Annotated in this window: 13 protein-coding genes; 7 read left to right on the top strand and 6 right to left on the bottom strand. The window is 64.4% G+C overall.

Translation table 11 applies throughout. The annotated features are described in order from the left end of the window. The first annotated feature begins 24 nt into the window (after nt 1-24). The 4 genes from ACTJKX_RS18485 to ACTJKX_RS18500 all read left to right on the top strand — a co-directional run bounded on the left by ACTJKX_RS18485 (nt 25) and on the right by ACTJKX_RS18500 (nt 3,491). A complete protein-coding gene (locus ACTJKX_RS18485) occupies nt 25-807 on the top strand; it encodes a GntR family transcriptional regulator (protein WP_068288356.1) in 783 nt (260 codons plus the stop codon). Nucleotides 808-821: 14 nt separating this feature from the next. Continuing rightward, nucleotides 822-1,832 carry an SIS domain-containing protein gene (locus tag ACTJKX_RS18490; protein WP_394310716.1) on the top strand — a complete coding sequence of 337 codons (1,011 nt, stop codon included), beginning with the start codon at nt 822-824 and terminating at the stop codon, nt 1,830-1,832. Further along, the gene (gene nagA, locus ACTJKX_RS18495; protein WP_394310678.1) at nt 1,829-3,001 is read left to right on the top strand and encodes an N-acetylglucosamine-6-phosphate deacetylase; all 1,173 of its coding nucleotides are present in this window, start codon (nt 1,829-1,831) and stop codon (nt 2,999-3,001) included. Before ACTJKX_RS18490 ends, nagA begins: the two co-directional genes overlap by 4 nt. A gap of 253 nt (nt 3,002-3,254) precedes the next feature. Further along, nucleotides 3,255-3,491 carry a hypothetical protein gene (locus ACTJKX_RS18500; RefSeq protein ID WP_311942777.1) on the top strand — a complete coding sequence of 79 codons (237 nt, stop codon included), beginning with the start codon at nt 3,255-3,257 and terminating at the stop codon, nt 3,489-3,491. A 91-nt stretch (nt 3,492-3,582) separates the two neighbouring features. Here the strand turns inward: ACTJKX_RS18500 and ACTJKX_RS18505 are convergent, their stop codons facing one another. Further along, nucleotides 3,583-3,774 carry a hypothetical protein gene (locus ACTJKX_RS18505; protein ID WP_440726099.1) on the bottom strand — a complete coding sequence of 64 codons (192 nt, stop codon included), beginning with the start codon at nt 3,772-3,774 and terminating at the stop codon, nt 3,583-3,585. A 95-nt stretch (nt 3,775-3,869) separates the two neighbouring features. Continuing rightward, nucleotides 3,870-4,883, bottom strand: a complete 1,014-nt coding sequence (locus ACTJKX_RS18510; RefSeq protein WP_440726100.1) for a histone deacetylase family protein — start codon at nt 4,881-4,883, stop codon at nt 3,870-3,872. 157 nt (nt 4,884-5,040) lie between these two features. Between ACTJKX_RS18510 and ACTJKX_RS18515 the strand changes: the two genes are divergently transcribed. Then, entirely contained in the window at nt 5,041-5,286 is a 246-nt protein-coding gene (locus ACTJKX_RS18515) for a hypothetical protein (protein ID WP_367625180.1), read from the top strand. 7 nt (nt 5,287-5,293) lie between these two features. Here ACTJKX_RS18515 and ACTJKX_RS18520 read toward each other — a convergent pair whose 3' ends face one another. After that, on the bottom strand, nt 5,294-6,043 hold the full coding sequence (locus ACTJKX_RS18520) for an SDR family NAD(P)-dependent oxidoreductase (protein WP_149253902.1): 750 nt from the start codon (nt 6,041-6,043) through the stop codon (nt 5,294-5,296). Nucleotides 6,044-6,228: 185 nt separating this feature from the next. Here ACTJKX_RS18520 and rhmD point away from each other — a divergent pair, with 185 nt between their 5' ends. Further along, on the top strand, nt 6,229-7,407 hold the full coding sequence (rhmD, locus tag ACTJKX_RS18525; protein WP_394310684.1) for an L-rhamnonate dehydratase: 1,179 nt from the start codon (nt 6,229-6,231) through the stop codon (nt 7,405-7,407). A 61-nt stretch (nt 7,408-7,468) separates the two neighbouring features. Further along, the gene (locus ACTJKX_RS18530) at nt 7,469-8,155 is read left to right on the top strand and encodes a GntR family transcriptional regulator (RefSeq protein WP_311942790.1); all 687 of its coding nucleotides are present in this window, start codon (nt 7,469-7,471) and stop codon (nt 8,153-8,155) included. 39 nt (nt 8,156-8,194) lie between these two features. On the opposite strand, the gene ACTJKX_RS18535 is transcribed toward ACTJKX_RS18530, so the two are convergent. The 3 genes from ACTJKX_RS18535 to ACTJKX_RS18545 are packed head-to-tail and all read right to left on the bottom strand — an operon-like array spanning nt 8,195 to nt 10,787. Further along, on the bottom strand, nt 8,195-8,962 hold the full coding sequence (locus ACTJKX_RS18535) for an SDR family NAD(P)-dependent oxidoreductase (RefSeq protein ID WP_394313667.1): 768 nt from the start codon (nt 8,960-8,962) through the stop codon (nt 8,195-8,197). Between the two features lies 1 nt (nt 8,963). Then, entirely contained in the window at nt 8,964-10,004 is a 1,041-nt protein-coding gene (locus tag ACTJKX_RS18540) for a histone deacetylase family protein (RefSeq protein WP_440726101.1), read from the bottom strand. Between the two features lie 15 nt (nt 10,005-10,019). Further along, nucleotides 10,020-10,787 carry an SDR family NAD(P)-dependent oxidoreductase gene (locus ACTJKX_RS18545; protein WP_440726102.1) on the bottom strand — a complete coding sequence of 256 codons (768 nt, stop codon included), beginning with the start codon at nt 10,785-10,787 and terminating at the stop codon, nt 10,020-10,022. Nucleotide 10,788 lies beyond the last annotated feature (1 nt).

Genomic DNA, 10,788 nt, shown 5'->3' on the forward strand with positions numbered 1-10,788 from the left:
GAATTCGGCTTGGAAAGGCAAGCCATGAGTGACGCCGTCGACCTCATCTTCCGCTCCCTCGCCGATGCCAAGGGCAGCAACGCGCCGCTCTATCTGCAATTGCGCAAATCGATCGAGGAAGCCGTGCGGGACGGTGTCCTGGCCGCAGGCGACGCGCTCCCTTCCGAGCGCGACATCGCCATGAAGGCCGATATTTCACGCGTCACCGTGCGCAAGGCGCTGCAGAACCTGGTCGAACAGGGCGTGCTGATCCAGCGTCACGGTTCCGGCACCTTCGTCGCGCCCCGGGTCGAGCGCGTCGAGCAATCCCTGTCGCGCCTGACATCCTTCACCGAGGACATGGCGCGGCGCGGCAAGCTGGTACACTCGGTCTGGCTCGAGCGCGGCCTCTATGTGCCCTCGCCGCAGGAGACGATGATCCTCGGTCTGACCGCCAACGAGATGGTGGCGCGTGTGAACCGTCTGCGCTTTGCCAATGAAGCCGCCGTCGCGATCGAACGTGCCTCGATCGGGGCCTCGCTGCTGCCGAACCCGGAAGCAGTCGGCTCTTCGCTCTACGCCGCCCTTGCCGAGCATGGCAACAAGCCGGTCCGCGCCGTCCAGCGCATCTCCGCCGCCAATCTCGGGCCGGAGGATGCCCAGCTTCTGCGCGTACCTCCCGGAGCCGCCAGCCTCAACATCGAGCGCGTCTCCTATCTGCCGAGCGGCAAGGTGGTTGAATTCACCCGGTCGATCTACCGGGGCGATACCTATGATTTCGTAGCGGAATTGCGTCTGGCCGAGCCCAGCGAAGGAGAAGCACTGTGACAACAGAGACCCACATGCGCCGCGAGGTGCTGGAAATTCCCCAGGCCGTCGCGCGCCTGTTCGAACAATCCACCACCGAGATGGAGCGGGCGGGCACCGCGCTGAAGGCCGTCGATCCGCGCGTCCTCGTCACCGTGGCCCGCGGTTCCTCCGACCATGCCGCCTCTTTTATCAAATATGCGGTCGAATTGACCACCGGCGTGCCGGTCGCCTCGCTCGGCCCCTCGATCGCTTCGATCTACCAGGCGCCACTCAAGCTCGCCGGCGCCGCCAGCCTTTCCATCTCGCAGTCCGGCAAGAGCCCCGACATCGTCGCCATGGCGGAAGCGGTGCGCCGCAGCGGCGCCGTCGCCATTGCCCTCACCAACACGGCAGGCTCGCCCCTGGCGCTCGCGGCCGATCACGCCATCGATATCGCCGCCGGCACCGAGAAGAGCGTTGCCGCGACCAAGACCTTCGTGAACTCCGCCGTGGCCGGCCTCGGCGTCCTCGCCCACTGGGCCGGCGACAAGGAGCTGCTGTCAGCCCTTCAGGACCTGCCCCGTCATCTTGAGCAGGCTGTCGCTTGCGATTGGACCACCTTCGCCGATGCCCTTGACGGCACTTCTTCGGTCTTCGTGCTCGGCCGCGGCCCGGCCCTGGCGATCGCCAACGAGGTGGCCCTGAAATTCAAGGAGACCTGCTCGGTGCACGCGGAAGCCTATAGCGGCGCCGAGGTCATGCATGGGCCGATGGCGCTGGTCGGGCCCGGTTTCCCGGTGCTGGCCCTGGCGGCTCGCGACAAGGCGGAAAGCTCGATCATCGGTGCCGCCGACGCGCTAGCGGCCAAGGGGGCCGCTGCCTTCATCACCGCCGACGGCGCCAGGCAAGCCGCCCGCCTGCCCTTCGCAGCCACCGGCCACCCGCTGACCGACCCGCTGGTGCTGATCGCTTCCTTCTACGCCTTCGTCGAGGCCTTCGCCCGTCGTCGCGGCCTCAATCCCGACGAGCCCCGCAATCTGCGCAAGGTCACGGAGACGGTATGAGCATGCAATCGGCCCTGCTCGCCCCGCGCATCTTCGATGGCGAGGCCTGGCACCAGGATGCCGCCGTGATCGTCGATGGCGAGCACATCGAGGCGATCGTGCCGCGTAGCGCCGTGCCGGCAGGCATGGCGGTCGAGACGATCGAGACGGGTTTCATCGCCCCCGGCTTCATCGACCTCCAGGTCAATGGCGGCGGCGGTGTGATGCTGAATGACAGCCGCGACGCCGAAACCATCGCCACCATCTGCGCGGCCCACGCCCAGTTCGGCACCACGGCCCTGCTGGCGACCCTGATCACCGACACGCCCGCCATCACCGCCGAGGCCCTCGAGGCTGGCGCGGAGGCCGAACGACGGAAGGTGCCGGGTTTCCTCGGCCTGCATATCGAGGGGCCGCACCTAGCCGTTTCACGCAAAGGCGCGCATGATCCGCAATTGATCCGCCCGATGGAGGAGACCGATCTCGCCAGGCTGATTGCCGCCAGAGGCCAGGTTCCCGTCCTGCTCACGACGGTCGCGACGGAATCGGTAACGCCGGCCCAGATTCGCCGCCTCGCGGAGGCCGGTCTGGTCGTCAGCATCGGCCATAGCGACGCCGAATATGGCGACGTGGTCGTAGCCGCGGAAGCCGGTGCCTCCATGGCCACGCATCTGTTCAACGCCATGAGCCAGATCAAGAATCGCGAGCCGGGACTTGCCGGCACGGCGATCGCACTCGGCGGCCTCTCCGCCGGGCTGGTGGCCGACGGTATCCATGTCGACCCCATCACCATCGACATCGCGCTACGGGCCAAGAAGCAACCCGGCCGGATCTTCCTGGTCACCGACGCCATGGCCACCATCGGCACGGATATGCGGCAGTTCACGCTCAATGGCCGCGTGATCAAACGCGAAAACGGTCGCCTGACCCTCGACGACGGCACTCTCGCAGGCGCCGATCTCGACATGATTTCGGCCGTGCGTTTCATGCATGAGCGGATCGGCCTCGATCTCGGCGAAGCCCTGCGCATGGCCTCGCTTTATCCGGCCATGGCCGTTGGCATGGACCGACATTATGGCCGCCTCGATCGGGGCAGCCGGTCCGACATGGTCGTGCTGACGGATGATCTGGCGATCGCTTCGGTCCGGATCGGCGGATCGGTAGTTTTCCGCTCGGGAACGCCACGTTGATACAATAAAAAATAGATGCATACTGATACGCTTCCTGGAAAGAATTGGCCAGGAAGCGTTTCCATTTCTATATTATGGCCGGACTCTATCGCGACAACCGACTCGTATATTTTTTATGCCTTTGCGTCAGCATGATATCTCTGCTTGTCATTGGCTTAAAAAAATTCTCAGGTGATATATTTCATATCACGCCCATGTCACAGCCTTTCGTCATAGGGAAGGCAATTGTTAGACTTGGGCATTGGATGGTTGAATGAGCGATCCTTCGGACCCGCTCGGAAGTGGAGACGGCTCGGTCGTCACGCCGCTTCTTACGAAATTTCGCGGCCTCACTTCACCGGGACATCGGCAATTTGCCGTGGCCGAATTCGAATTCGCGGATGGGGCGATCATCCGCATCCCCATCGCTAGCGATGCCGTGGCCTCCTTCAACGACGCCTTGGTGGTGTGGATGTCGAAGGGCAATGCGGCTGGTGCGATCGTGCATTGAGCGTCATGCCGAAAAGCCGGCAGACTTTCGCTTAAGAGAAAACATTGAAGCGAGAAGTTCAGGCAAACCGTCCATAGCGGCGAAGACTGCTTCAGCCATGCAGATGGCGCCTGCCCCATTTGCGCTCGGACAGCTCGGCGTTGCAGCGTTCCTGTTTCCTGTGCCAGAGATAGCCCGACAGGATAACCGCGCCGATGGCAATATCGGCGGCGAGAACCTTGAACAGAGCCGGCATCCAGAGGGCTGCCAGCAAGGTACTGGCATCGACGGCAAGGCTGGTCATCGGAACAACTCCCTCAATCGTCCCAAACCAGCACTGAACCTACGCCCCGACCCCGGCATTTTGATGTCGTCAACCACAAGGGTTGGAAAAATACCTCACAGCCCGCCGAGGAAGCTGGCGAGATTGTCGCCGAGCGCGTCACAGACATAGCCGCCCTCCTGCACGATCGCCATCGGCAGTCCGAGGCTGGCGATACGGGAGGCGATGCGGGCAAAGCCCTTGGTGGTCACCGTCAATTCCTGGAAGGGATCGCCCTCGAAGGCGTCGAGGCCAAGTGCCACCACCAGCGCGCCCGGCGCGAAGGCGGCAATGCGGTCCAGGGCGATGTCGAGGGCCGCGAGGAAGCCTTCGTCACCCGTCTTGCGCGGCAGGGGCAGATTGAGGTTGTAGCCGAGCCCCTCGCCTTCGCCGCGTTCGTCCGGATGCCCCCAGAAGAAGGGATAGAAGCGGATGGGATCGGCATGAACCGAAACCGTGAAGATGTCTGAGCGGCCATAGAACATGCCCTGGGTGCCGTTGCCGTGGTGCAGGTCGACATCGAGAATGGCAATTCGGTCATAACGGCTGCGCAGGGCCTGGGCGGCGATGCCACTGTTGTTGAAGAAGCAGAAGCCCCCGGCCAGATCGGCAAAGGCGTGATGGCCCGGCGGACGGCAAAGCGCATAGGCGGCGCGTTCGCCGCCGAGCACCAGGCCGGCGGCATGATAGGCCGTATGGGCGCTGGCCAAGGCCGCCTCATAGGTCCCGGCCGAGATCGGGCAGGCCGTATCGGCCATATGATAACCCGCCTGTCCGACGGCGGAGGCTGGATAAGCCCCGTTGCGACGATCGGGATGGATGTTGGGGATCACCTCGGCAGAGGCCCCATCGATCTCGCACCAGCGCGCGTGAATATGGCGGAGGAAGTGGATGTAGTCGGGCTTGTGCACCGCGGCGACGGGCACCAGGCCGGCATCGTCGGGCGCGACCTGCGTCAGGCCGGCGCCAAGTGCTGCTTGCAACAGGATGTCACAGCGGCGCGGCACTTCCGGATTGGGCCTCTGCGTGCCGCTCGACAGGAAGAAGGTCGGATCGTGGCGCCTCTGTGTTTCGCTGAATACGACCTTCATGTCCGATATTCCTCCGTCGGCTGTGACTCGATCCGCCCCTGTTTAGCCGATTTGGCCGGAACCGTGGCTGTCAAATCGCCGCTGGCTGTGACCCGCGAAACTGCCGGACTGCTCAGTCGATGCGAGAAACCGGTACTGCTTCCCGAAGGATCGTTTCATGCGTCCGAGTACCGCTTTCCTTGCGCTGCTGGCCCTCGGCTGCGCCATACTGGTCTTTCTTGAGACGCAGGGACATTACCTGGCACGGTTGATCGACAGCCGGCTGCCCTGCCAGCAGAACCCCGCCAATTCCGCGCCTTGCTATGTGACGACGAGCCTCACCGTCATCGTCGCCGCCGCCGCCATCGGGCTGGCGGCGCTCGCCGTGGTGCTGGTGCGGGCGCTGATGGCTCGCCGTTGCTGATGCACGATCAGTAGGTGGCCCGGCCGCCCGAAATGTCGAACACGGCACCGGTGGTGAAGGAGCATTCTTCGCTGGCGAGCCAGGTGATGATGGCGGCCAGTTCCTCCACGGTGCCGAAGCGCCCCATCGGGATCTTCGACAGCATGTAGTCGATATGGGCCTGGCTGACCTGCTGGAGGATCGGCGTATCGACCGTTGCCGGCGTAATGGCGTTGACGGTGATGCCTTCCTTCGACAATTCCTTGCCCAGCGACTTGGTGAGCCCGATCACCGCTGCCTTCGACGAGGAATAGGCCGACGCCGTGGGATTGCCTTCTTTGCCGGCGATGGAGGCGACGTTCACGATGCGGCCATAGCCATGCTTCTGCATCAGCGGCGCAACGAAGCGGTTGCAGTAGAACAGGCCGTTGACGTTGATGTCGTAGACCCGCTTCCACTCCTCGATCGGATAATTGACCAGCAATTCGTTCTTGCCGGCCACGCCGGCGGAACAGACCAGCACGTCGATGCGGCCGAGCTGGCTTTCCGCAGTCTGGGCCGCCTTCTCGACGGCGATAGGGTCGGTGATGTCGATGGCGATGCCATGGGCCTTCGGGCCCAGCGCCTGGCGCACCGTCTCGATGCGGGCGGCATCCACGTCCCAGATCGAGACCGAACCGCCCTCGGCCACGATGCGCTCAGCCGTCTTGAGGCCGATGCCGGAGGCTCCGCCGGTGATGATGGCGCCGCGGCCCTCATAGCGAATGATCGTGGTCATGCCGGTCCTTCCCTGCCTTCCAAATGCCGGCCGTGCTGCCGGCGCCGCCGTGTTTTCCGGGGCAATCGGGTGATATCGGATTATTTGTCAGACAACAAGAGAGTGCGCTTTCAAGAATTTGTAAACTTGACTGACAAGTTTCTTGCGTCACTATTCGGCGCAACCCAACGCAGGAAGGACGAGGCATGGCATCTCCCCGCATCAAGCAGGTCAGGACCTATCTGGTCCGCAGCGAAGGCGGCGGCGATTATTTCAGCCAGAAGCAGGGCCATTGGCTGATCGACACGCTGATCGCCAATCCGATGTCCGGCTATGCCGACTACAAGGCTTCGCGCACCAGTTGGGGCGTCAACGTCATGGGCTCGATCGTGGTGGAGATCGAGAGCGAAAGCGGCCATGTCGGCCTCGCCACCGGTTTCGGCGGCGAGCCTGCCTGCTGGCTGATCCAGCACCATTTCCGCCGCTTCCTCGACGGCGCCGACCCGCGCGACCTCAATCGCCTCTGGGACCAGATGTTCCGGGCATCGATGTATTACGGCCGCAAGGGCCTGCCGCTCGCGACCATCTCCGTGGTGGACCTGGCGCTGTGGGACCTGATCGGCAAGATGAGGGAGGAACCGGTCTACAAGCTGATCGGCGGCCGCACCAAGGATGAGATCCGCTTCTATTGCACCGGCCCGCGGCCGGAAGCGGCCCGCCGGCTCGGCTTCTGGGGCGGCAAGGTGCCCCTGCCCCATGGCCCGGCCGACGGCATCGACGGCCTGCGCGCCAATGTGTCCTTCCTCGCGGCGCATCGCGAAACCGTCGGCCCCGATTATCCGCTGATGGTGGATTGCTACATGGCACTCGACGTGCCCTATGCGATCGAGCTCGCCACCGCCTGCAGGGACCTCGACATCTATTGGTGGGAAGAGGTGCTGCATCCCGATGATGTCGACGGCTATGCGCTGCTCAAGAGAGCTTTGCCGGCAACAAAATGGACGACGGGCGAGCATGAATATTCGCGCTACGGCTTCCGCAAGCTGATCGAGGGGCGCCATATCGACATCCTGCAGCCCGACGTGATGTGGGTCGGCGGCCTGACCGAATTGCTGCGGATCTCCGCCCATGCCAGCGCCTATGACATTCCCGTGGTACCGCATGGCAGCGGCCCCTTCAGCTATCACTTCGTGATGTCGCAGCCCCATTCGCCCTATTGCGAATATGTCGCCAACAGCGCCGACGGCCAGGACGTCCTGCCGGTTTTCGGCCCCCTCTTCACCAATGAACCGGTGCCTCGAAACGGACGCCTCGACGTTCCCGACACCCCGGGTTTCGGCCTGATCCGCAATCCGGCAGCAGTGCTGGTCGAAGCCGGAGCATAGCAGGACGCCCCGTCCTGCTTCGGTGCTTGCCCTCGGGTCGCCAATGTGATCACAGTCGGCGATGAGCACCGACAGTCTCGCCGCCGTCGAACCGGCCGACACCACGCCCAACCCGCTGCATCAGCAGGTCTACAGGACGCTGCGCGAACAGCTGATCATCGGCAATTTCCATCCCGGCAAAAGCATGAGCCTGCGCGGCATCAGCGACATGCTGGGCGTGGGCGTGATGCCTTGCCGCGAGGCGATCCGCCGCCTGGCCGCCGAGAACGCCCTGGAGGTCCAGCAGAACAGGCGGGTCTGCGTGCCGCATCTGACCGTGGCCCGCTTCGAGGAGCTGATGAGCGCGCGGCTCGCCCTCGAGCCGCTCTGCGCCCGGCGCGCTTTGCCTTTTGTCGATAGCGACAGGCTGGAGCGCATGATCGCCCATGATGAGACGATGAACCGGAACTATAAGACCGGCAACGCCGACGTCTACATGCTCGCCAATTACAACTTCCACTTCGAGCTCTACCGCGCCGGCAATTCGGACGTGCTGGTGCCGTTGCTCGAAAGCGTGTGGGTGCAGTTCGGCCCCTTCATGCGCACCATCTATGACGTGGTCGAAGGCGCCGAGATCATCGACAAGCACAAGATGGCGATCGAGGCGATTCGCCGGAACGATGCGGATTCACTGCGCACCGCCATCGAGGCCGACATTCTCGATGGCATGTACCTGCTGCGGCATACGCTCGGCCTGGGCGCGAACTAACACCACAGTTGCAGTTTTCATTCGAAGGGGATTGGAGTGTCAGCCCTTGCGCTCCTGCAGGATGTTGCCGCCGTCCACCACCAGCACGGAGCCGTTAACGTAGCTTGCGCCGTCGGAGGCCAGGAAAGCCACCGCAGCGGCGACCTCGTCAGGGGTTCCTGCGCGGCCCGGCGGCGTAGCGCGGGCAGCGATGCGCTCCTCCTCGGTTGAGGAGCCCGTCTCGATCCAGCCCGGCGCCACCGCATTGACGGTGACGCCATCCCCGGCCACCTCCAAAGCGAGGGCGTGGGTCAGCCCGACCATGCCCGCCTTGGCCGCCGAATAGGCCGCTTCGCCAGGATTGGAAACGTAGGGGCCGGTGACCGAAGCGACATTGACGATGCGCCCATGCCGCCCGGCGATCATGGCGGGCAGGAAGGCCCGGGTCACCAGAAAGGCGGTGTTCAGGCTGACGTCGATGCCGCGATTCCATTCGGCCTCGTCGAGATCGACGAAGCGCTTCTGCACGGCCGGCTTCAGCACGCTGCCCATGCCGGCATTGTTGACGAGGATATCGACATCGCCCGCCGCCGACCGCAATCGGCGCACCTCGTCGGGCCGCGTGAGATCGGCAACCGCTGCCCAAGCTTCGATGCCCTCGGCCTCCAGTTCCGCCGCGCGGCGATAGATTCGGTCGGTCGAGGCCGTGATCGCAACCGACAGGCCGGCTCGCCCGAAGGCCTTGGCAATGGCGAAACCGATGCCGTCGGGAGCGCCGGCGCCCGTCACCAGCACGGAGCGCGAGCGGACGAAAGATCCCGAAGCCATCTCACCCTCCCGCCTGTTCGAAGCCGGTCAGGACATTGACGGCATTGACCCCGAGCGCCCCGACGGCATAGCCGCCTTCCATCACGAACAGGGTCGGCAGGCCTAGCGCCGCGATCCGTGCCCCGATTTCGCTGAAATGCGGGCTGTCGAGCTTGAACTGCGAGATCGGGTCGTCCTTGTAGGTATCGACCCCGAGCGAGACCACCAGGGCCTGTGGATCGAAGGCCTCGATCCTGCTGCAGGCATCCTCGAAGGCGGCGGACCATTCCGGCCATTGCGTGCCGGACGGCAGGGGATAATTGAGGTTGAAGCCCTCGCCTGCGCCCTCGCCGCGTTCGCGGGCATAGCCGAGATGGAAAGGAAATTCGAAATCGGGGTCGCCATGCATGGAGGCGACCAGCACGTCGCCCCGATCGTAGAAGATCTCCTGCGTACCGTTGCCGTGATGATAGTCGACATCGAGCACCGCGACGCGCGAGCGGCCGGCATCACGAAAACGCTGCACGGCGATGGCGGCATTGTTGAGGTAGCAATAGCCACCGAAGAAATCGCGGCCCGCATGATGGCCGGGCGGGCGGCATAGCGAGAAGGCCGTACGCTCGCCGGCAAGCACGGCATCGGCACCGGCCAACGCGGTGTCGGCGGCGCGCTTGGCCGCCTGCCAGGTGGTAGCGGTGATCGAGCCGGCCATGTCGAAGGAATAGTAGGAAAGACGGGCGTCGAGGCCGCGGGGCGCCTTGTCGATGGGCGGCATGGAACGATGGCGCCAGCTATAGGGCCAGACCTCGCCATCGCGGCCGGCGGCCTGCCATTCCTCATACACGCCCTTGAGGAAGTCGACATAATCAGGCGTGTGGACGCGCTTGATCGGTGCGAGCTCATAATCCTGCGGGGTCAGTATCGGCCCGAGGCCCACGTCCTTGACCCGTGCCAGGATGATCTCGGCCCGTTCCGGCTTTTCGAAGGTCTCGACGATCTTGCCGAAGGAAAGCTCCATGCCGCTGTGATGGAGATGATGGTCGGCGGTGTAGAAGGTCTTCATGGCATAAGCTCGGGTTCAATAGCCTGCGGTGATGCCGAAATCGATGGAGAGGGCCGCGCCGGTGATCGGTGCGGCGCTAGGCTGGCAGAGATAATGGATGAGACTGGCGATCTCCTCGGCCTTGATGAAACGGGCACTCTCGCCCTGCGGGTAGTTGCCGAGCAGCCGCCGCTTATAGGCGTCGGGATCGCCGTCGCCATAGGTCGCGGCCTGGTATTCGATCATCGGTGTGACGACGTCACCGGGGCAGATGGCATTGACGCGGATGCCCTGTGGCGCGAGTTCCAGCGCCAGGGCCTTGCTGAGCAGCACCAACCCGCCCTTGGAGGCGCAATAGACGGCCGCCCCCTTGTTGCCCACCAGCCCGGCATCGGAGGCAATATTGACGATCACGCCGCGAGAAGAAGCGAGATGGGGAATGGCCGCCGAGATCAGGAAGAAGGCGCCCTTGAGGTTGACGTCGAGCACACGGTCCCAGTCCTCCTCGCCGACCTCCGTGGCGGGACCTTCCAACCAGACACCGGCAGCGTTGACGAGCACATCGAGGCCACCGGCCTCGCTCGCCTTCGCCACCACCTCGCGGCAGGCCTGGGCCGAGCGGATGTCGAGCGGCAACGCGAGCACCTCGGCACCCGCATCCGCCACCTTGGCCCGGGCCTCTTCGAGACGCGGGCCGGCAAGATCCGCCAGGACCATGCGCGCGCCGTCCTGGGCAAAGCGCAGGGCCGTCGCCAGCCCCATGCCGCCGGCGCCACCGGCAATCAGAATGGTCCGCCTGGCCATC

Origin of the sequence: Labrys sp. 22185 (genome assembly GCF_052045555.1) — a bacterium.
GTDB classification, from domain to species: domain Bacteria; phylum Pseudomonadota; class Alphaproteobacteria; order Rhizobiales; family Labraceae; genus Labrys; species Labrys neptuniae.

What these genes read in the sequence shown, in the direction of transcription:
- nagA (WP_394310678.1), top strand. Translation starts at nt 1,829, where the DNA reads ATGAGCATGCAATCGGCCCTGCTCGCCCCGCGCATCTTCGATGGCGAG.
- ACTJKX_RS18545 (WP_440726102.1), bottom strand. Translation starts at nt 10,787, where the DNA reads ATGGCCAGGCGGACCATTCTGATTGCCGGTGGCGCCGGCGGCATGGGG.
- ACTJKX_RS18515 (WP_367625180.1), top strand. Translation starts at nt 5,041, where the DNA reads ATGCGTCCGAGTACCGCTTTCCTTGCGCTGCTGGCCCTCGGCTGCGCC.
- ACTJKX_RS18490 (WP_394310716.1), top strand. Translation starts at nt 822, where the DNA reads ATGCGCCGCGAGGTGCTGGAAATTCCCCAGGCCGTCGCGCGCCTGTTC.
- ACTJKX_RS18510 (WP_440726100.1), bottom strand. Translation starts at nt 4,883, where the DNA reads ATGAAGGTCGTATTCAGCGAAACACAGAGGCGCCACGATCCGACCTTC.
- rhmD (WP_394310684.1), top strand. Translation starts at nt 6,229, where the DNA reads ATGGCATCTCCCCGCATCAAGCAGGTCAGGACCTATCTGGTCCGCAGC.
- ACTJKX_RS18505 (WP_440726099.1), bottom strand. Translation starts at nt 3,774, where the DNA reads ATGACCAGCCTTGCCGTCGATGCCAGTACCTTGCTGGCAGCCCTCTGG.
- ACTJKX_RS18500 (WP_311942777.1), top strand. Translation starts at nt 3,255, where the DNA reads ATGAGCGATCCTTCGGACCCGCTCGGAAGTGGAGACGGCTCGGTCGTC.
- ACTJKX_RS18540 (WP_440726101.1), bottom strand. Translation starts at nt 10,004, where the DNA reads ATGAAGACCTTCTACACCGCCGACCATCATCTCCATCACAGCGGCATG.
- ACTJKX_RS18485 (WP_068288356.1), top strand. Translation starts at nt 25, where the DNA reads ATGAGTGACGCCGTCGACCTCATCTTCCGCTCCCTCGCCGATGCCAAG.
- ACTJKX_RS18520 (WP_149253902.1), bottom strand. Translation starts at nt 6,043, where the DNA reads ATGACCACGATCATTCGCTATGAGGGCCGCGGCGCCATCATCACCGGC.
- ACTJKX_RS18530 (WP_311942790.1), top strand. Translation starts at nt 7,469, where the DNA reads ATGAGCACCGACAGTCTCGCCGCCGTCGAACCGGCCGACACCACGCCC.
- ACTJKX_RS18535 (WP_394313667.1), bottom strand. Translation starts at nt 8,962, where the DNA reads ATGGCTTCGGGATCTTTCGTCCGCTCGCGCTCCGTGCTGGTGACGGGC.